Below are 20,208 nucleotides of genomic sequence, written 5' to 3'. Positions count from 1 at the left end.
TAGCGATCAGTTTTGATGAAAATGAGTCAGATTTCTATTAGTCTTTGTACGCAATTACGGAGCTTCTGCACAGGGGAAAGCCGCTGCATCGGCGGGTCACAGCTGAATAGCCAAGCCCGTTGCGATAAATATGAGACCATTGACTGTAACAAAAAAGACCGGGATTTGGCTATCCCGGTCTTTCGCTAAATTGGGTCGATCAGCTCTTTGGGAACACGCGCCAATGTTTGGGGCGAAAAGCGATGCGGCTTGTTTCCGTTGCCGGGTGGTCCGCTGGAATTTCGATCTCCACATGATCGGTTACACCAGCTATTCGCAGCTCGATGCGTCGCGTAGCACCCACACGGCGGCTCGCAACGACTGTACCGGCGATGCCTCCGTTGGAGTCCTCAATAAGGTCGACATCGTGCGGTCTGAAATACAGCAGTCCTTCACCGTCAGGTCGATCGCTCGAGATACTCAACGCTTCGCCATCAAGCCATAATTCGCCGTTCTTGATCTGAACGCCGATGGAACTCGACTCACCGATGAAGCTGTAGACAAACGGTGAATTCGGCCGGTCATAGACCTCATCCGGGGTACCGATCTGCTCTATCCTGCCTTGGCTCATGACCACAACGCGGTCAGCCAATTCCAGCGCCTCGTCCTGATCATGCGTCACGAAAACAGTCGTATGCTTTGTCTTGTCGTGAATTTCGCGCAACCAGCGGCGAAGTTCTTTGCGGACCTTCGCGTCAAGCGCGCCAAAGGGTTCGTCCAGCAACAACACACGCGGTTCGATAGCCATGGCCCGGGCGAGCGCGACGCGTTGACGCTGGCCGCCTGAGAGCTGCGCCGGATAGCGTTTTTCAAGGCCGGAAAGCTGCACGAAATCCAGAAGTTCCGACGAGCGTCGACGAATTTCGTCCTTGCTTGGCCGGCTTGAGCCAGGACGTACCTTCAAGCCGAAGCTGACATTGTCAATCACTGTCATATGGCGGAACAGGGCATAGTGTTGAAAGACGAAACCGACGTTCCGCTCCTGTACGGACTTCAGCGAAGCATCCTCGTCGCCAAAGAAAACCTTACCCTCGGTGGGAGTTTCAAGCCCTGCAATCAGGCGCAACAGTGTGGTCTTGCCGGATCCGGACGGACCGAGCAGCGCAATGAGTTCGCCAGAATTGATATCAAGTGAAACGTCGTGCAGCGCTGGAAACCGATCGAATTCCTTGCGCACACCACTTACACGAACATCCATAAATAACCCCCTTTAGTGTCCGCCAACCGCACGTAGCTCCGCGCCGTATCTCAGCTCCAGAAGAGTCTTGAGAACGAGTGTTACCAGCGCAAGAAGCGCCAGGAGCGAAGCCACTGCGAAAGCAGCGACAAAATTATATTCATTGTAAAGAATTTCGACATGCAGCGGCATCGTGTTGGTGAGGCCCCTGATATGTCCTGAAACGACAGATACTGCGCCAAATTCTCCCATGGCCCGGGCGTTGCATAAAAGTACGCCATAGAGCAAGCCCCATTTGATGTTTGGGAGCGTGACGTGCCAGAACGTCTGCCAGCCATTGGCTCCGAGCGACAAGGCGGCTTCTTCATCGGTCGTACCTTGCTCCTGCATCAGTGGGATCAATTCCCTCGCGACAAATGGAAAGGTGACGAACATGGTCGCCAGCACGATTCCGGGCACCGCAAAAAGGATCTCGATGCCATGTGATTTTAACCACGGGCCTAGTGCGGATTGTGAACTGAACAACAATACATATACGAGGCCGGAAATGACCGGCGATACCGAAAACGGCAGATCGATCAATGTGGTCAGGAAGGCCTTGCCCTTGAATTCGAACTTGGCGATCGCCCACGCCGCGACAACGCCGAAAACAACGTTTAGCGGTACCGCGATGGAAGCGACCAGCAGTGTCAGACGAACGGCTGCCTGAGCATCAGGTTCTGAAAATGCAGCCAAATATTCAGTGGGTCCCTTGCGAAAAGCTTCGACAAAAACCGATACGAGCGGGAGCACAAGAAACAGCGCAAGAAAGGCCAACGCGATACCTGTCAAAACGAAGCGTGCCGTACGCCGCTCGGTGGTCGCGTGCCGAGCTGTAGCTGTCGGGTCTGTGACGGAGCCAGATTCAAGCGCCATAACCATACCTCCTCCGGCTCCATGCCTGAATGAGATTGATGACGAAAAGCATGAAAAATGAGATCAACAGCATGATCGTAGCAATCGCGGTCGCACCCGCATAATCAAATTCCTCTAGTCGGATCACAATCAAAAGCGGCGCAATTTCTGAGACATAGGGAAGGTTTCCGGCGATAAAGATCACAGAACCGTACTCACCCACCGCCCTCGCAAATGCCAGCGCAAATCCGGTCAGGATGGCCGGCTGCAAGCCCGGCAAGAGTACCCGTGTAATGGTCTGGAAGCGGTTGGCGCCGAGTGTCGCTGCAGCTTCTTCGACTTCCTTGCGGATTTCCTCCATCACTGGCTGAACAGTCCGAACCACGAAGGGCAGACCGATAAAGATCAGGGCGATCGTTATGCCGATCGGCGTGAAAGCAACCTTGATCCCGATCAAATCGAGCCAGCGGCCGATCCAGCCGTTTTTCGAATAAAGCGCCGTCAGCGCAATGCCAGCAACAGCCGTCGGCAACGCAAACGGTAGATCGACGATGGCATCGACAATTCTGCGGCCTGGAAACCGGTAGCGCACCAGTACCCACGCAACGATGATACCGAAGATGACGTTGATCACAGCAGCAATAAGGGATGTGCCAAAGCTGATTTTCAGCGCATTTACGGTTCGTGGATCAGTCGCTACATGCCAAAATCCGGGAAGGCCCAATGAAGCCGAGCGCAAGACAAGGCCTGTTAAAGGAATAAGAACAATGAGTGCGAGGTAGGCAAGAGTGAAACCGAGCGCCATTCCAAATCCCGGAATAACGCTCGGCTGCTTAAACCGCCAACCCGCTTTCGCAAGGTTGGATGTCATGCTGTTACTGTTTCGGCTTGTAAATCTGGTCAAAGGTTCCGCCATCTCCGAAGTGATAGGGCTGTGCCTTTGCCCATCCGCCGAAGATTGGATCATCGATCGTAACCAGTTTCAACTCCGGTAATTTTTTGATTAGTTCTGGCGCTACCAGTCCAGGCTCGGAGGGACGATAAAAGTGCTTGGCTGCAATCTCCTGGCCCTCCTTGGAATACAGATATCCAAGATAGGCTTCAGCTACCTTGCGAGTACCTTTTGCATCGACATTCGCATCGACCACGGCAACAGACGGTTGAGCGAGAATCGAGCTGGGTGGAACGACGATATCAAATTTGTCATCGCCGAATTCCGCTGATGCCAGGTACGCCTCATTTTCCCAGGCAAGCAATACGTCACCGAGTTCGCGCTGGGCGAATGTATTGGTCGCGCCGCGTGCACCGGAATCGAGCACGGGAACATGCTGGAACAGATTTCCAATATACTCCTTGATCTTGGCTTCATCGCCGCCGTACTGCGCGTTGGCCCATGCCCAGGCCGCAAGGTAATTCCAGCGGGCGCCACCGGACGTTTTAGGATTAGGCGTGATCACCTCCACGCCATCTTTGACGAGGTCCCCCCAATCCTTGATGGCCTTCGGATTGCCCTTGCGCACGAGAAAAACTATCGTTGACGTATACGGCGCAGAGTTGTGCGGGAATTTCTTGATCCAGTCAGGATTGATTTTCTTGGCTTTGACGATGGCATTCACATCGCTTTCAAGCGCTAGCGTCACAACATCGGCGTCCAGCCCGTCAATGACGGAACGCGCCTGCGCACCTGAGCCGCCGTGAGATGCCTGGATCGTCACTGTCTCGCCCGTGTCGGCTTTCCACTTGGCGGCGAACGCCGCATTGAAGTCCTTGTAAAGCTCGCGTGTCGGATCGTAAGACACGTTTAAAAGGGTGGTGTCCGCGTGGGCAGCAGACATCGGCTGAATGGCGACCGTCGCCGTGAGCAACACAGCCGCCAGTGCTAGGGAAAATCGGGAACGTTTCATGCCTGCCTCCGTATGATTAGAACTGAAGCGTAGCAGAGCGCCTCCAAATAGGGGCGTTAGAAAGAATTCCTTTTACAGGGAAAAATTAGAATATTCTACCGTATTGGCATAGTCTACTGAAACAGTCGTCTATTCCGCGCAGGCATAAGATTCTCTCAAACTTAAGTAGCAGAGCTGTTTTTGGTCGATTGAGAAGGTCGCGGGGGGCTTCTCTGGAAAATGCGACTACGCCGGAATAATCTTCCGGCCCAATTTGTTCGCCCGGTCGAGCTGCGTGAACTTGCCCGGATTTCTATTTGCCCAATGGCATTTTCACCGGCGTCGCGTCAGCAAACCGTGTGTAGTCGGCGGGATCGTTCCGGGCATCGTTGAAAGTGCGCGTCTTGATTGGCATGACGAAGATTGCGGCTGTCAATAACGCGGTGGCTGCTATGGAAAGGCGGCGTTCCATACGTGAACTGATGATCATGCGCTTTCTCTCCTCAGTGAAAGTTCGCCCGTAACGGGCGGGAAATGATGTCGTCGATCGCAGATTTAGGGATCGGCAAGAGCATCTGATCCATCTCGGCCAGCGTTTCGGCAAAGCTGATCGCTGCGTTCTCCACTTCCTCATGGCGCGAGGGACATGCCATGGCATTGAGGCAGGTTCGTGCCGCAACCATGTCGCAATTTTGTATCCCGGCGATGAGCCCTAAGGTCATGCATTCTTCCCGGCAGACATGGTGCGAACCAAATGGAAATGTCTTGAGCGGGCATAATGCGCAGTGGCGCAGGGTCCGGATGAAGAACGACAGCTCGGATAGTGCACGGTTGCCGTTACGCGTGCCGAGCAGCTCGCTGTAGAGCCCATAGGCCATTTCCCACGCGATGACAGAGCCGGTTTCAAAACCCGCCGTCCAACGCCGGTAGCCTTCGAGCACCAGCTTTTCCGGTGTGCGGTCGAAATAGCAACCTGCACTATTGCCGGACTCAGATATGCGTGGATACATCGCCGCTCCCATCCTGCTCGTTGTTGCGGATCAGGGCGAGAGGGCCACTGCGGTGACCGCGGGTGACCAGCTGCCGTAAGCTGTTGCGGCCAAAGACAGGAGACAGTTGCTGATGATTCAGCAGGGAAACCACGCGCAGGCGTGGCAGAAAAAGACCTATCATAGGGTCCTCCAATCGAAAGGGTTCAAGGCCCAGACATCAAAGGGATGTGCTTTTGCACTTTCCGCATAAAGGCTTTTGAAAACCGCAATGTCAAATACTAAATCTTTAAAACCTATAAAAATATCAATAGGTTAGAATAATTCTAGGAAATTATGAGCTTTTTAGTATACAAATGTTCGGATCGACCCGCGAAGAGCATAGTTATCTCTTCCGGACCGGGGACCGGAAGAGATAGCAAGCGCATGTTTATCCGGCGATCAGCAGCCGAAGCTTTTTCAACGCAACGTCTGGGCTTTCCTTGTAGTCGATCGTGCTTTTTAGCCGCCCGTCGCGATCAAGCAGCATGACTGATGCCGTATGGTCCATGGTGTAATCACCGTTTTCGGTTGGCACCTTCTTCGCATAAATCTTCCAGCCCTTGAGGAGCTTCTCGACTTCCTGCGGATTGCCGGTGATGCCGGTAATCCGGTCCGTGAAGGCCGATGTATAGCCCTTCATGACGTCCGGGGTGTCGCGCTCCGGATCGACGGAGATGAAGAAGACGCGCAGGTCTTTGCCTTCATCGCCAAGCGTCTTCAGCCATCCGGCCATTTCGAAGAGCGTCGTCGGGCAGACTTCGGGGCAATGGGTGAACCCGAAGAACAGCGCAGTTGGATGGCCCTTGAAGGCCGCGGCGGTAATCGGAGCGTTGTTCTGGTCAACGAGATTGAACGGAACGCCGAGCTGGACCGCTTGGGTATTACCGCCATTGCGCGCGTTGACATAGGTGAAGACAAGAAAACCGCACAAAATGGCGATCAGCGCCCATAGTGCATAGCGCAAGAAGCGGAAATTCATCAATTATGCTCCATGCTTGTTGCGCCTGCAGGCCCGACCATGAACTGGACGTCGACCTTGCCGGCTTTGGCAAAATCGAGCGTAACAGGTACCATATCGCCCTCTTTCAGGGGGGGCTGAGAGGTCGATCAACATCAAATGTGTGCCTCCAGGAGAGAGTTCTGCGCTGCCGCCAGCCGGAATCGCAAGTCCGTCCTTCAGCTTGCGCATTTGCATGACGTTGCCATCCATCTTCATTTCATGCACCTCGACGCGCGCAGCAACAGGACTGGAGCCGCCAAGGAGCTGGTCCGGTCCGCTCGCTTGATTTTCGATCTTGATATAGCCGCCACCGACTTTCGCTCCGGGCAGGGTGGCGCGGGTAAAGGCGCCGCTCAAGGTCAGATCCCCAGCTTTTACGGGGTCCATGGAGCTGTCATCGCTAGTGGCGGCACCCTGCGTCATCTTGGAATGATCGTGCGCCTGAGCAGACGAGATTGCCGCAAATACCAGTGCGACGGCGGTAATTCTGGAAAAAGATTTCATGAGGCGTCTCCAATTCAGATTTCTTATGAGAATACACGTTGCAAAGGCGAAGGGATGCGCGTGATCAACTGGTCGAGGATCAACATGCCGAGAATTGCGAACCCGGTCAGTGGAAAGGCGATGCCGAATACCAGTATGACCAAGGTAAATACTGCAAAGACACTTTTTTGCTGCGGCATGGGTGGCACGCCGAGCCGTCCTGAAGGACGCCGCTTCCACCACATGACCACGGCAGAGAAAGAGGCGAGGATGATCGCAAGGCATGTCGCCAACATGGCGAGTTGGTTGGCAAGGCCCCAATATTGGCCTTGATGCACACCGATGCCAAACTCGATGGCCTTGGCACCGGCTCCATAGTCGGAAAACTTCAAATCAACCAATGGGTTACCGCTATACTGGTCGAAGTGGATTGTCCGCTGTTTTACGATATCGTCGGGGAAGACGGCTGCGGTATAAACCCCCCTCTTGCTGGCAGGCAGCGAGACTTCAAAGCCTGGTGTCATGCCCGCTGCCGCCGCGGAGGCGACGATCCGGTCAAGCCCGACGGGCGTTCCGCCCAACGTTGACACCGGCACCGGTGCATTTTCGACAGTCCATCCGGAGTTGCCAAGTAATTGTTTTGTCTGAAGTTTTGAAACCGGGACATTGTCCCACAGCTGAACGGGATAGCCAAGTCCATAGCCGGACAACGTCGTGTTCAGCTTGTCACCCCAATAGCCCGACCACGGCATGCCGGATATCGCAAGGAAGAAGATCAATGCGCCGGCACCTGCGCCGGTCACGGCATGCAGATCCCGCCAGAACACACGTTTGTCCGGAGTTCCGCGAACAGTGACGACACCGCCAGTCTGTTTACGTGGCCACCACAGATAAAAGCCTGTAATAACAAGGACTAACGCAAGGCCGCCGACGGCTTCGACGATGCGGTTGAAGGCAAGGCCGAAATATTCGAGGCTGTGAATTTTCTTGACGACCCAGTTGAATTCTTCCTTTTCGCCGACCTTGCCCAGAACCGCGCCGCTATAGGGATCGATGAAGACCAGAACGTTCCCGTCGGGGGTACCTACGGTGACTCTTGCCGATTGTGTTGGAGTACCAGGTGATTGATATCGCAGCACTTTTGATCCCGGCACCGCCGCTTTCGCGTTGTCGGTCAGGAGCGAAGGGGCAAGAAATTCGCCGCGCGGCTGAACCACGTTGCGATAGGCGAAGACGGTGTTGTCTATCTCGTCCTTGAACAGATAGAGGCTGCCGGTGATGGCGAGATTGAGCATGAAAGGGATGACCAGAAGGCCGGCGAAAAAGTGCCAGCGCCAAATGGCGCGATAGAGCGAAAGACTGAGATAATAAGGCTTCCCGGAAGCCATGCTTGAGACGGTCATATGTGTTCCAGTCGTCTGACAGCAAGGTTGACGGCACCGCCGGAGCAGGCCGCCGCGACGCGCCCTCGAGGGCGCATTTTATGTCAGACGAGGGGAGGAGCTTGCGGTGGAGCCGATGGCGGAAAGAGGCTGCGCGCGATCCGGACCGCTTCCCGCTTAATCGTAAGTGATTGAACTGGCTCGTTTTTCAAGCCGAACGCCATGGGCGGAACCGGCAGAACGACGGACGCCGAAAGACGGCAGGCCTCGCAACCATTGCCGTGCCAGGCGCTCTTGTGGGAACCTTGTTCCACCTGGTTGTCGAGGCAGAGAACGGGTACTGACCCGTCCGGTAAAGTATAGGCGGCAAGGTCGATATCGCTGGCTGGAGAGGCTGAAATGGGCTGGTGCGCGAAGGCAACGAATACGAGCGCCAATGCGCAAAGCATGCGCACCGCCAATCGCCAGTCGTTTCGAATATTGCGCATTACCGCCCCATTTTCACTTCGCAGGTTTAAATACAGGAGCCAGACCGGAAAATCCATGCGGCAAAGAGGAATGCAACTGAGCACACGGGAATTTCCCGTCAAGGTGGAAAATCTTGCGCCAGATTCGACGATTCTTGCAACAGTTTCGGCAACTCCTGCATGAGTTTTGCCTGTTCGTGTGCAAAAAATGTTCCGGTTCAGACTGGTTTGGTTCCAAACCGGAGACTACGAAAGATCGCGGCGCGGCATGTCGCCCTTCGGACTGAAATGGGCAACCAGCCGATAGGTTTCACCCGGGTAAAACATACGAACGGCGGTGATCGGCCGTTTGCCTCTCCATGTCGATCGTTCGACCTGCAAACAGGCCGAGCCTTCCTTCACCTCCAGACGAGTGGCCAGCATGGAATCCGCATTGAACGCGCTGATCCGGTTTTCAGCCTCCGACCACGGCACATGACCGCGCAGCCATGTTCCCGGAGGTTCGTCGGCGAAGGAGATATCGGCGGCTTCCGGAACGCTGACAAGATCGATCAGCCGGTCCTCGAAAGCATGGACGCGCCGGCCGGCAAAATGACGGCAGGAAATCGCCAGGACCTGACGCGGCGTTTGTACATTGAGGCGTTCCATGTCGTCTCGCGTCGAGCGGCGCTGTTGCCGTAAAATCACCTCAAGTCTGTAGACCTGACCGATGGCCTCGACCTCGGCACGCACGTCCGGAATTTCGATGACGGCCGATTGTGACAGCGGCTGCGAAACGAAGCTTCCCGCCTTGCGTCGGCGCTCGATGAGTCCGGAAGCAGCAAGCGCCGACAGAGCCTTGTTCACGGTCATCCGCGCACAACCGTAGGTTTCCATCAATTCGCGTTCCATCGGAATGCGAAAACCGGGAGCCCATTCGCCGAGCAGGATCCGCTGTTCGATGTCGTGGCGGATACGGGCGGAGAGCTGACCCTTCGGCGTATCGGTAATGGGGTTTTCCAACTGATCCAAGGCGACCTCTTATTCGGCCGATAGAGTTTGCGACAGGTGCACGATGATTGCCTCTCCCGACCCGCCAATGGAAATCGCCACGCTATCAGCCGAAGCATCGATCAACGCAGCATCATGCGCCTCAAGCGCTGACGACTCAGAACCCGAGCGAAAATTCGCCAAGGCGGGCTGCAAATGGCACTTTTCGCCACCCCCTGACAAATTTTCGCTCGGGTTCTTATCAAGGATGATTTCACCAGTGCGGCAGAAGATGATGCAGACATTCCCGACGATTGGCAGGACCTGTGTCCCATCGATGGACAGATTGTCGACGCTGTGAGTCCAGCGCCCCCGCCGTGTCATGACATTGAAATCGGTGACCGATCCAGCAATCAATTTTGCCGATGCCGTTGCGTCTCCCGGGAATGGATAAGGCCTGCCTGCTGGCGTCAATCGCACCGGTGTTTCGCCCTCGACCTCGAGTTCCAGTCCCTCGCCGTTGAGAACGGTCAGCGTGCGGTCAATACCGTCAAACCGCGAAAATGGTCCATCGGAAGCAACAGTCGCCATGCTGATGCGCCAGTCGAAATCGGCGACAGATGCGAGTGGAGGATCGACGGCAATCTCGGTGGTGACGCCGCCGCCATTCTTCCACGGCATTCGCCGATGATCGCTGGCACGGAGTATTTTCATTAGCCGAGAATGCCCGGCAGGTTGAGGCCCTTTTCCCGTGCGCAGTCTATGGCGATCTCGTAGCCCGCATCGGCGTGGCGCATGACGCCGGTTGCCGGATCGTTCCAGAGAACGCGTTTGATGCGTTCCGCCGCGTCGTCGGTTCCGTCGCAGCAAATCACCATGCCGGAGTGCTGGGAAAAGCCCATGCCGACGCCGCCGCCATGATGCAGCGAGACCCACGTTGCACCCGAGGCGGTGTTGAGCAGCGCATTCAACAGCGGCCAGTCGGAAACCGCATCGGAACCATCCTTCATGGCTTCTGTTTCGCGGTTCGGCGAAGCGACCGAGCCCGAGATCGAGATGATCGCGGCCGATGACGATCGGTGCCTTCAACTCACCGTTGCGCACCATCTCGTTGAAGGCGAGTCCAAGCCGGTCGCGATCGCCGAGACCGACCCAGCATATGCGCGCCGGCAGACCCTGAAACGCGATGCGTTCCCGTGCCATGTCGAGCCAGTTGTGCAGATGGGTGTTGCCGGGCGTGAGTTCCTTCACCTTGGCGTCGGTCTTGTAAATGTCTTCCGGATCGCCCGAAAGCGCCGCCCAGCGGAATGGCCCAATGCCACGGCAGAAGAGAGGACGGATATAGGCCGGAACGAAGCCGGGGAAAGCGAAGGCGTTTTCCAGCCCTTCATCCTTGGCGACCTGGCGGATGTTATTGCCATAATCGAGTGTCGGGATGCCTCGTTCCCAAAAAGCAATCATGGCTTCGACATGTTCGCGCATCGAAGCGCGGGCGGCTTTCTCGACGGCCTTCGGGTCGGTTTCGCGCTTCTGGCGCCATTCGGCCAAAGTCCAGCCTTTCGGCAGATAGCCGTTGATCGGATCATGTGCCGAGGTCTGGTCGGTGACGATATCCGGGCGCACATTGCGCCGGACGAGTTCGGGCAGGATATCGGCGGCATTGCCGAGCAGACCGACCGATTTGGCTTCGCCCGCCTTGGTCCAGCGGTCGATCATTTCGAGCGCTTCATCCAGTGTTTCGGCCTTGGCGTCCACGTATCGGGTGCGCAGGCGGAAATCGATCGAGTCCGGGTTGCACTCGACAGCAAGACAGCAGGCACCGGCCATGACGGCAGCCAGCGGCTGTGCCCCGCCCATGCCGCCAAGTCCGCCAGTCAGAATCCACTTGCCCCTGAGATTGCCGTTATAATGCTGGCGTCCGGCTTCGACGAAAGTTTCGTAGGTGCCCTGAACGATGCCTTGCGTGCCAATATAGATCCACGAGCCGGCGGTCATCTGGCCGTACATGGCGAGACCCTTCTTGTCGAGCTCGTTGAAATGATCCCAGGTTGCCCAATGCGGCACGAGATTGGAGTTCGCGATCAGCACGCGCGGTGCATTGGCGTGGGTTTTGAACACACCGACCGGCTTGCCGGACTGGACGAGCAGCGTTTCATCCTCGTTCAGTGTCTTGAGGGTGGAAACAATCTTGTCGAAATCGTCCCACGTGCGGGCGGCACGACCGATGCCGCCATAGACCACGAGCTCGTTGGGGTTCTCTGCGACATCGGGATCGAGATTGTTCATCAGCATGCGCAGCGGCGCTTCGGTCATCCAGGATTTGGTGTTCAGCTTGTCGCCGCGCGGAGCGCGCACTTCACGGATATTGTGGCGCGGATTGTTCATTATTTGCTCCCCAGCTTGATCGCGGTCTGTCGGATGATTTCGAGAATGTCTTTGAGGTGCTTGCGGAGCCGTTCGGCTTTGGCCTCGTCATAGGCGAAAGGCGGCGCTTCCTTCGTCAGATAGGAGGACTGCGTCAGTTCCATCTGAATGGCGTGGATGCCGAGCTGCGGTTGTCCGTAGTGCCGCGTCGTCCAGCCACCTTTGAACCGGCCGTTGATCACAGCGTCATAGCCGCGCGCCGCAAAGGCGATCCGGCCAACTGCCGAGGCGATTTCCGGGGAACAGCTATTGCCCTCATTGGTGCCGATGTTGAAATCCGGAAGCTTGCCCTGAAAGAGAAACGGAATATGCGAACGTATGGAGTGGCAATCGTACAGAACGACAAGGCCGTGGGCTTCGTGCACGCGCTCGATCTCCTTGGCCAGTGCCACATGGTAAGGGCTGTGGAACTGTTTCAGGCGGTATTCGATGTCCGCGGCCGTCGGCTTCTCGCCATCGCGCCAGATCGGCTTGCCGTCGAAATCAGTGTCGGGAATGAGACCGGTGGTATTCTGGCCGGGGTAAAGACTGACCCCCGTGGGATCGCGATTGGCATCGATGACGTAGCGATGAAAGGTGGCGTGGACAGTCGTGACCTCAGGCAGCAAGCCGTCGTAGAGCTTGTCAATGTGCCAGTCCGTATCGGCGAGCATCCGGCCATTATCGTTGAGCCGGGCATGGATGTCGGCCGGAACATCGGTTCCCGTGTGCGGAAAGCCCAGAATGATTGGGGATGACCCCTGTTTGACGTCAACGGCATTCATCGGGCTGTATCCAGATTGTTGTTGGCTAAACTTATGTCATGCGGAAATCTGCCAGAACGGAGCAAACGGTGCCGCCTTCGCCCTCCCCCTTGTGGCAGGGCTATCGCATAGGTCTCTCTGCAGCGCTCCCCACCTCCCCCTGGATGGGGGAGGTCGGACCGAAGGTCCGGGTGGGGGTGCGTGAGTACTATTCGTTGGCCTGGCTGGTTTGGTTGCTGCGATATAGTAAAAGGGCTCTCACCCCCACCCGCAGCTTCGCTGCGACCTCCCCCATCCAGGGGGAGGTGGGGAGCGCTGCACGACCTACGAGTGCAAAGTGGATCATATGTCCTTGCATAAGACGCGGCGATGGCGAGTGAGAGGTCAACGTTCATCCTTCAACACTCAGAACCGGCAGAATATCGGGAGAAATCGCGGCGTTGAGCGCACCCGAAGCAACGAGGTCGGAAACGGTCTTCAAGTCTGGCGCCATGTAGCGGTCCTCGTCGAGTGTTGGCACTACGTCCCGAATAACGCCATGCGCGCGGGTGAGTTCCGGGCTGGTCTGCAGGGGTTCGCGAAGGTCGATTCCCTGTGCGGCGGTCAAGGCCTCGATGCCGATGATCGAGAACAGATTGTCCGTCATCTGCAACAGGCGGCGCGCCCCGTGGCAGGCCATCGAGACGTGATCTTCCTGATTGGCCGAGGTCGGCGTTGAATCCACCGACGCTGGATGTGACATTTGCTTGTTTTCCGACATGAGCGCGGCGGATGTGACTTCCGCGATCATCAGGCCGGAGTTGAGGCCGGGCTTTCTTGCAAGGAACGCGGGCAAGCCGTAGCTCAAGGCCGGATCGACCAGAAGGGCGATGCGGCGCTGGGCGATCGCGCCGATTTCACAAATGGCGAGCGCGATCTGATCGGCGGCGAAGGCCACCGGCTCCGCATGGAAGTTGCCGCCCGAGACGACGGAGCCATCGCTGAGCACCAGCGGATTGTCGGTAACGGCGTTGGCCTCGATTTCGAGCGTACGCGCCGCCATGCGCAAAAGGTCGAGGCAGGCGCCATCCACCTGTGGCTGGCAGCGGATGCAATAGGGATCCTGCACGCGCTCGTCGCCCTCGATGTGGCTCTCGCGAATGGGCGAGTTTTCGAGCAGCCGCCGCAAAGCCGTACCCGTATCGATCTGGCCGCGATGACCGCGCAGAGCATGGATATCCGGATGGAACGGTGCCGACGAACCCATCGCCGCGTCCGTGGAAAGCGCACCGGTGATCAGTGCTGATTGACCGGCGCGGTGGGCGCGAAACAGCCCCGCTAGTGCAAGAGCTGTCGAGACTTGCGTGCCGTTGATAAGCGCCAGACCTTCCTTGGCCGCGAGCACGACCGGCTTGAGGCCCGCTTTGGCAAGGCCCTCGGCGGCCGGCATTTGCCTCGCCTCGAACGTGACGTCGCCTTCACCGATCATCGCTGCCGCCATGTGGGCGAGGGGTGCAAGATCGCCGGAAGCGCCGACGGAGCCCTTCTCCGGAATGACCGGGATCACGCCTTTTTCCAGCATGGCTTCGATCAGGCCGATGAGTTCCGGGCGCACACCGGAAGCACCGCGACCGAGCGAGATCAGCTTCAGCGACATGATGAGGCGTACGATATTTTCCGGCAGCGCGTTCCCGACCCCGCAGCAATGGGACAGGATGAGATTGCGCTGCAGCGTTCCGACATCGGCGGCATCGATCCGGATCGATGCAAGCTTGCCGAAGCCGGTATTGATGCCATAGACCGGCGCATTCCCGGCGGCGATCTCGGTAATTCGTTTCGCTGCCGATTCGATCCCGGCATGAAAAGACACATCGAGCTTTGCAGGCGTGCCATGCCAGTAGATCGTTTCGAGAGTGGCAAGCGGCACTGCGCCGGGATGGAGTGTTATTGTCATCGTCAATTATGCTTTCAATACGAGCTGGTGGAGCGGGTTGAAGCCGATGCGATAGCAAAGTTCCGCTGGTTGCTCTGCGTTCCAGATGGCGATCTCGGCGCGTTTGCCCGGCGCAATGGTGCCGATTTCCTCATGCAAACCAAGGGCGCGTGCGGCTTCACGCGTGGCTCCGGCAAGCGCTTCTTCGACGGTCAGCCGGAAAAAGGTGCACGCCATATTCATGGTCAGCAGCAGCGAAGTGAGCGGCGATGTGCCGGGATTGTAATCGGTGGCGACGGCGATGCGGACACCGGCATCGCGCAAGATCTTTACAGGCGGCGCGCGTTCTTCGCGCAAGGCATAGAACGCGCCAGGAAGGAGAACCGCGACTGTTCCGGCAGCCGCCATGGCCCTGGCGCCTTCCTCATCGAGATATTCGAGATGGTCGGCGGACAAGGCGCCATACGACGCTGCAAGCTTGGCCCCGCCAAGGTTGCAGAGCTGTTCGGCGTGGAGCTTGACCGGCAGGCCGAGTAGCTCCGCCTTGTCGAAAACGCGGGCAATCTGGGCAGGAGAGAAGGCGATACCCTCGCAGAACCCATCCACCGCATCGACGAGGCCTTCCGCATGGGCGGCATCGAGACCGGGCAGCACGACTTCGGAGATATAATCATCAGGCCGGCCCTTGTACTCCGGCGGCGTCGCATGGGCAGCAAGGTAGCTTGTGCGGATGCGTACCGGGCGCATTGTGGCGAGGCGGCGCGCGACCCGCAGCATTTTCAGCTCGGCATCGATGTTCAGCCCGTAGCCGGATTTGATCTCGACGGTGGAGACGCCCTCGGCAAGCAGGGTATCGAGCCGCGGCAGGCTTTGCGCAAGCAGCACCTCTTCGTTCAGTGCATTGGTCGATTTGACCGAGGAGATAATGCCGCCGCCGGCCCGCGCGATATCTTCATAGGTCGCGCCTTCAAGCCGCATCTCGAACTCGCGGGCGCGATTACCGCCAAAAACGAGATGGGTGTGGCAATCGATGAGAGCAGGGGTCGCCAGCCTGCCGCCGAAATCCTGAAGCTCGACATCATTCCAGCCGGAAGGGATGGTCTGTCCGACCCAGGCGATCCGCTCGCCGTCGATGCCGATCGCCCCGTTTTCAATGAGACCATACGGCGCGCCGGTATCTTCCAGCGTGGCGATCCTCAATCCGGACAGAATTTTCCTCATCGGCCGCAGTCCGCTCCCTTTTTGGTCTTGCCCGTAACGTTAATATGTATATACATAACCTGTCAATCGGCGGGAGGAAAGAAATGAGTGGGGCTAGAAAATCGGTGTTCGCCCGGACAGCTCTCACGCCGAATGGCTGGGAGAACAATGTTCTGATCGAGATCGACGGTGCGGGACGCATTGGCTCGGTTGTGGCCGGGAACGAAAGCGCGCCGAATGCTTACGGCGTCGATGTCCTGCTGCCGGCGCAGGCAAACCTCCACAGTCACACTTTCCAGCGGGCGATGGCCGGGCTCTCCGAAGCACGCAGCCCTGCGGGGCGCGACAGCTTCTGGACGTGGCGCGAGATCATGTACCGTTTCCTAGGCATTCTGGACCCTGAGGATATCGAGGCGATTGCGGCTTTCGCCTTCGTCGAGATGCTGGAGTCCGGCTACTCCAGCGTCGCGGAATTTCATTACGTGCATCACCAGCCGGGCGGACAGCCCTATGCGAACCTGGCCGAGCTGTCCGAACGCATCGCGGCAGCGGCGAGCGCCACGGGCATCGGCCTGACGCTGTTGCCGGTCGCCTATATGCAAGGCGGCGTAGACGGTCGGGCGCTGGCGGGCGGGCAATTGCGCTTCGGCAATGATTTTGAGCGTTATGTGCAACTGGCCGAGCAGGCGCGGGAAGCCGCCAAAGCTGTCAGCGCCGATGCGGGCTTCGGCGTCGCGCCGCATTCGATCCGCGCCGTCAACGAACGCGATCTGAAGGCGCTGGAACAGCATTTTCGCGACATGCCGTTCCACATTCATATCGCCGAGCAGATCCCGGAGATCGAAGAAGTGCAGGCGGCTTACGGCCAGCGCTCGATGACATGGCTGCTCGACCGTCTGCCGGTCAATGAGCGCTGGTGCCTGATCCACTCGACGCACATGACACCGCAAGAAACGCGCCGAGTCGCGCAAAGCGGCGCGGTTGTCGGGCTGTGTCCGATCACCGAAGCCAATCTCGGCGATGGCATCTTCGACGGGGTGAATTATCTCGGCGAAGGCGGGCGCTTCGGCACGGGATCCGACTCCAACATCCGTATTTCGCCATCGGAGGAATTGCGCCAGCTCGAATACAGCCAGCGTTTGCGCGACGTCTCCCGGGTTACGCTGTCGGTCGACGGCAAATCCTGTGGCCGCACACTCTACGATACGGCGCTCCCCGGCGGTGCGCAGGCTCTCGGTCGAGACGCGGGCAGTCTTGCGCCCGGCAAATGGGCCGACATGATCGCACTCGATGCTCAAAACCCCGCGCTGCTCGGGCTGAACGGCGACCGTCTGCTCGACGGCTGGATCTTCGCGGGCGACCGCCACGCGGTCAGCGATGTCTGGTCAGCCGGACGGCATGTGGTGCATGAGGGCCGCCACCGCGACCGCGATGCGATATTCGCGGCCTATAAAGCGCGCCTGGCACCGATCCTCGCGAAACTTTAATGACGGCACTTGCGCGGATAATGACCATTGGCGATTCGCTCCAACTGCACTATTTGAGTTGGAGGGAATGACAGGGATGGAATTGTAATGGCAAGCGTGACCCAGGAGCAGGTACTCGAGCAATTGAAGACGGTGACGGGCCCGGACTTCAACAGCAACATTGTCGAGCTCGGGCTGGTTTCGGATATTTTCATCGCCGACAACAAGGTGTTCTTCTCGATCACCGTGCCGGCCGCGCGAGCGCAGGAACTGGAACCTTTGCGCGCCGCCGCCGAGCGTGTCGTCAAGGCGATGCCGGGAGTGAACGGCGCTATCGTCGCGCTGACCGCCGAGAAAAAAGGCGGCCCGACAAGCGATGATGCCCCGCCGCGGCCAACACCTCCAGCGCGCCCGGTGCAACGTCCGGCTCCGGCAGGCGCGGTTCCACCACCGCGGGTCGTGGCCCAGAGTGGCGCGGCAGCCCAGGGTGCGCCGGCACAAGCGGCGCATGGACACAGCCACGGCGCGCCGGTCAAATCCGGCGTGCCCGGTGTCGGCGCGATCATCGCCGTCGCCTCGGGCAAGGGCGGTGTCGGCAAGTCGACGACAGCCGTCAATCTCGCGTTGGGGCTCAAGGCCAATGGCCACAGCGTCGGCATCCTCGATGCGGATATTTACGGACCCTCCATGCCGCGGCTGCTTGGTCTGCATGGCAGGCCGGAGGTTGTATCAGGCCGCGTGTTGAAGCCGATGGAAGGCTACGGCCTCAAAGTGATGTCGATCGGCTTCCTCGTCGACGAGGAAACACCGATGATCTGGCGCGGGCCGATGGTCATGTCGGCGCTGACGCAGATGCTGCGCGAAGTGCAGTGGGGCGATCTCGACGTGCTGGTCGTCGATATGCCGCCCGGCACCGGCGATGCGCAATTGACAATGGCGCAGCAGGTGCCGCTGGCCGGCGCGGTTATCGTCTCGACACCGCAGGACCTGGCGCTGATCGACGCGCGCAAGGGTTTGAACATGTTCAAGAAGGTCGATGTGCCGCTGCTCGGTATCGTCGAGAACATGAGTTATTTCATCGCCCCGGACACCGGCACACGCTACGACATCTTCGGCCATGGCGGCGCACGCAAGGAAGCGGAACGCCTCGGCGTGCCCTTCCTCGGCGAGGTGCCTCTGGTGATGGAAATCCGCGAGACGTCCGATGCCGGAACGCCTATAGTTGTCAGCAATCCCGACGGTCCGCAGGCACAAGCCTATCGCGAGATCGCCGCAAGCGTTTGGGATCAGCTCGCGGCGACGAAGGGCGGACGCGCCGCCCCGGCGATCGTGTTTGAATAGGAAGGTTGAATCCTCTTGCCGCGGCGGCGGTTCGGTTGCAGCGGCTGAATTGCCCCTTATTCTGCCGGCACTGGACTCATGCCTCCATCAAGAACGAGGCGTTGTCTCTCCTTGTGAGCTGCCGAGCGGGCGAGAACGGCCTGCCGGTTGACCGATTTGCGCTCATGATCAATACGGCGGATCAGGAGCTCAGCGCGTTCAATGGAACCGAGGAGGGCGAGTATGGTGCCCCGTTCGGCAGCGCCGGCATTCGGTCCCAACGCCAGAGTTCGTGCGCGAAGCTCCTCTACATCGGGCAAGCTGACGTGACCTGCCGGCATATCCGGTTTTTTGACGCCATAGTCCGGCAGGATGTCTTGTAGCGATGCGTCAAGTTTATCGAGGGCGGTATCGACGATTACCTGGGCCTGCGGGGTAAATTTTTCGCGTTTGACCCGCCTGGCGACCTGATGCATCGATTCTGTCAATGCGGCAGTAAAGTCAGCCTCCTCGATCAGGCTTGCGATGAGGTCGAGTTGCTCATACGGAAGATCTTCCTTCATGAGCGACGCGGTGTAACTGCGAATGTCCCGGCTAAGGATATCAGTCGCGAGATAGTGTTCACCTGGATCGGATGGCGCCGCCTTGGATGAACGGGCGATATCCAGGAATAATGCCCCGGCCTGCAAATGACGGGCGGTTTCCTGCTGCACGGCCGGGATCGCTTTCGCAAAGTCACCGGCGAGCTTGCGATCGAGGAATTTCGGGGTGGAGTAATCCTCTATATCCTCCGCATCGGTTCGGCCCACACGCGACAGGACACGTTCGAAGACGCCGATGAAAGGAAAGAGCACCACAGTGTTGAAGACGTTGAAGACGGTCGAGAAGAGACCAACGGCGACAGGGACCAGCGGGAAAGTTTCTTTCCCGTCGACGATCACCGGAATGCCTGGATCGCCGCCAAACCATTGCATCGCCCATTTCAGCACCTCGATCGAGACGAAGAAGAGCGGAACCGTGATGCAGACGCCGATGATATTGAAGGACATATGGGCATAAGCCGCACGTTTGGCGTTCTTGGACAGGTTTAGCGACGCTATCCAGGAGGTAATGGTCGTGCCAAGATCGGCGCCGAGCGAGAAAGCGACTGCAGTTGTCCAGTCGAGGATACCGGCAGCCCCGAGACCCATGACGATGCCGATCGTTGCGGAGGAGGAGTGGATCATCGCTGTGACGAGCGCGGCGATCAGAACGCATTTGATCAGGTTGATGTAGGAATCAGCCTGCAGCGTGGACAGGACGTCCATCACTTCCGGCATGTTGCGCAGCGGACGAAGGCCGCCGGTCATCAAATTGAGCCCGTAGAAAATGAGCGCGAAACCCATGCAGGCCAAGGCTATGTTGCGGACTTTCTCATTCTTCGCGAAACAGTAGACCAGTGAAAAGACACCGGCGAGGATGAGACCCAGCGGACCGAGTGGAAGCGCGATAAGGCCGTTGCCGAGTGTCGTGCCGATATTGGCGCCCATGATAACGCTGATCGCCGGCCTGAGCGCCACGACACCGGCGTTGACAAGGCCGACCACCATCACGGTCATGGCCGTTGACGATTGGATGACGCCGGTAATCAGTGTTCCGGCAATGACGCCTTTTACGGGGGTTCCGGCCGCCTTCGCCAGAAACGCTCGCATCTTCGTCACAGATAGCGCCTGAATGCCATTCGACATGAACTCGAGCCCGAGCATGAAGATGCCCAACCCGCCAATGACCGGAACTAAAACGTCCTTGAAGAGGTCTATATTCATCCGCTCTGTCCCC

19 protein-coding genes and 1 pseudogene are annotated in these 20,208 nt (G+C 58.2%); 2 read left to right on the top strand and 18 right to left on the bottom strand.

Annotation, left to right across the window (positions count from 1 at the left end):
* Positions 1 to 199 precede the first annotated feature (199 nt).
* The 17 genes and pseudogenes from N8E88_RS15780 to hutI form a co-directional block, all read right to left on the bottom strand.
* On the bottom strand, positions 200 to 1,237 hold the full coding sequence (locus N8E88_RS15780) for a sulfate/molybdate ABC transporter ATP-binding protein (protein WP_262294494.1): 1,038 nt from the start codon (positions 1,235 to 1,237) through the stop codon (positions 200 to 202).
* Positions 1,238 to 1,249: 12 nt separating this feature from the next.
* The gene (gene cysW / locus N8E88_RS15775; RefSeq protein ID WP_410010653.1) at positions 1,250 to 2,137 is read right to left on the bottom strand and encodes a sulfate ABC transporter permease subunit CysW; all 888 of its coding nucleotides are present in this window, start codon (positions 2,135 to 2,137) and stop codon (positions 1,250 to 1,252) included.
* Positions 2,121 to 2,981, bottom strand: coding sequence for a sulfate ABC transporter permease subunit CysT (gene cysT, locus N8E88_RS15770; protein WP_262294492.1), 861 nt, complete (start codon positions 2,979 to 2,981; stop codon positions 2,121 to 2,123). Before cysT ends, cysW begins: the two co-directional genes overlap by 17 nt.
* A 4-nt stretch (positions 2,982 to 2,985) precedes the next feature.
* Positions 2,986 to 4,014 (bottom strand): sulfate ABC transporter substrate-binding protein, encoded by a 1,029-nt coding sequence (locus N8E88_RS15765; RefSeq protein ID WP_262294491.1) that lies wholly within the window; start codon positions 4,012 to 4,014, stop codon positions 2,986 to 2,988.
* A 292-nt stretch (positions 4,015 to 4,306) separates the two neighbouring features.
* Positions 4,307 to 4,483, bottom strand: coding sequence for a hypothetical protein (locus N8E88_RS15760; protein WP_262294490.1), 177 nt, complete (start codon positions 4,481 to 4,483; stop codon positions 4,307 to 4,309).
* Between the two features lie 13 nt (positions 4,484 to 4,496).
* Entirely contained in the window at positions 4,497 to 5,003 is a 507-nt protein-coding gene (locus N8E88_RS15755; RefSeq protein WP_262294489.1) for a hypothetical protein, read from the bottom strand.
* Complete coding sequence (locus N8E88_RS15750) at positions 4,984 to 5,166, bottom strand: hypothetical protein (RefSeq protein ID WP_262294488.1); 183 nt, start codon at positions 5,164 to 5,166, stop codon at positions 4,984 to 4,986. The genes N8E88_RS15755 and N8E88_RS15750 overlap by 20 nt, the downstream gene beginning before the upstream one ends.
* A 246-nt stretch (positions 5,167 to 5,412) precedes the next feature.
* Positions 5,413 to 6,003, bottom strand: coding sequence for an SCO family protein (locus tag N8E88_RS15745; RefSeq protein ID WP_262294487.1), 591 nt, complete (start codon positions 6,001 to 6,003; stop codon positions 5,413 to 5,415).
* Positions 6,004 to 6,006: 3 nt separating this feature from the next.
* Complete coding sequence (locus tag N8E88_RS15740; protein WP_262294486.1) at positions 6,007 to 6,528, bottom strand: copper chaperone PCu(A)C; 522 nt, start codon at positions 6,526 to 6,528, stop codon at positions 6,007 to 6,009.
* Between the two features lie 23 nt (positions 6,529 to 6,551).
* Positions 6,552 to 7,910, bottom strand: coding sequence for a PepSY-associated TM helix domain-containing protein (locus N8E88_RS15735; protein ID WP_262294485.1), 1,359 nt, complete (start codon positions 7,908 to 7,910; stop codon positions 6,552 to 6,554).
* Between the two features lie 83 nt (positions 7,911 to 7,993).
* Entirely contained in the window at positions 7,994 to 8,377 is a 384-nt protein-coding gene (locus N8E88_RS15730; RefSeq protein ID WP_262294484.1) for a hypothetical protein, read from the bottom strand.
* 225 nt (positions 8,378 to 8,602) lie between these two features.
* Positions 8,603 to 9,367 carry a histidine utilization transcriptional repressor HutC gene (gene hutC / locus N8E88_RS15725; RefSeq protein ID WP_410010652.1) on the bottom strand — a complete coding sequence of 255 codons (765 nt, stop codon included), beginning with the start codon at positions 9,365 to 9,367 and terminating at the stop codon, positions 8,603 to 8,605.
* 9 nt (positions 9,368 to 9,376) lie between these two features.
* Positions 9,377 to 10,006, bottom strand: coding sequence for a HutD/Ves family protein (locus N8E88_RS15720; RefSeq protein ID WP_262295493.1), 630 nt, complete (start codon positions 10,004 to 10,006; stop codon positions 9,377 to 9,379).
* Positions 10,007 to 10,038: 32 nt separating this feature from the next.
* A pseudogene (hutU, locus tag N8E88_RS15715) lies at positions 10,039 to 11,710 on the bottom strand (urocanate hydratase).
* The gene (gene hutG, locus N8E88_RS15710) at positions 11,710 to 12,513 is read right to left on the bottom strand and encodes an N-formylglutamate deformylase (protein ID WP_262294483.1); all 804 of its coding nucleotides are present in this window, start codon (positions 12,511 to 12,513) and stop codon (positions 11,710 to 11,712) included. Before hutG ends, hutU begins: the two are co-directional and overlap by 1 nt.
* Positions 12,514 to 12,883: 370 nt before the next feature.
* Entirely contained in the window at positions 12,884 to 14,431 is a 1,548-nt protein-coding gene (hutH, locus tag N8E88_RS15705) for a histidine ammonia-lyase (protein ID WP_262294482.1), read from the bottom strand.
* A complete protein-coding gene (gene hutI / locus N8E88_RS15700; protein ID WP_262294481.1) occupies positions 14,432 to 15,625 on the bottom strand; it encodes an imidazolonepropionase in 1,194 nt (397 codons plus the stop codon).
* 83 nt (positions 15,626 to 15,708) lie between these two features.
* On the opposite strand from hutI, the gene N8E88_RS15695 reads away from it, so the two are divergent.
* Together N8E88_RS15695 and N8E88_RS15690 are read left to right on the top strand one after the other, a co-directional pair.
* Positions 15,709 to 17,091, top strand: a complete 1,383-nt coding sequence (locus N8E88_RS15695) for a formimidoylglutamate deiminase (RefSeq protein WP_262294480.1) — start codon at positions 15,709 to 15,711, stop codon at positions 17,089 to 17,091.
* Positions 17,092 to 17,178: 87 nt separating this feature from the next.
* A complete protein-coding gene (locus N8E88_RS15690) occupies positions 17,179 to 18,411 on the top strand; it encodes an Mrp/NBP35 family ATP-binding protein (protein ID WP_262294479.1) in 1,233 nt (410 codons plus the stop codon).
* Between the two features lie 56 nt (positions 18,412 to 18,467).
* Here N8E88_RS15690 and N8E88_RS15685 read toward each other — a convergent pair whose 3' ends face one another.
* Complete coding sequence (locus N8E88_RS15685) at positions 18,468 to 20,195, bottom strand: Na/Pi cotransporter family protein (protein WP_262294478.1); 1,728 nt, start codon at positions 20,193 to 20,195, stop codon at positions 18,468 to 18,470.
* Between the last annotated feature and the right edge of the window lie 13 nt (positions 20,196 to 20,208).

Origin of the sequence: Phyllobacterium zundukense (assembly GCF_025452195.1) — a bacterium.
Taxonomy (GTDB): Bacteria; Pseudomonadota; Alphaproteobacteria; order Rhizobiales; family Rhizobiaceae; genus Phyllobacterium; species Phyllobacterium zundukense_A.
This window is presented reverse-complemented; position numbering and strand designations above follow the sequence as displayed.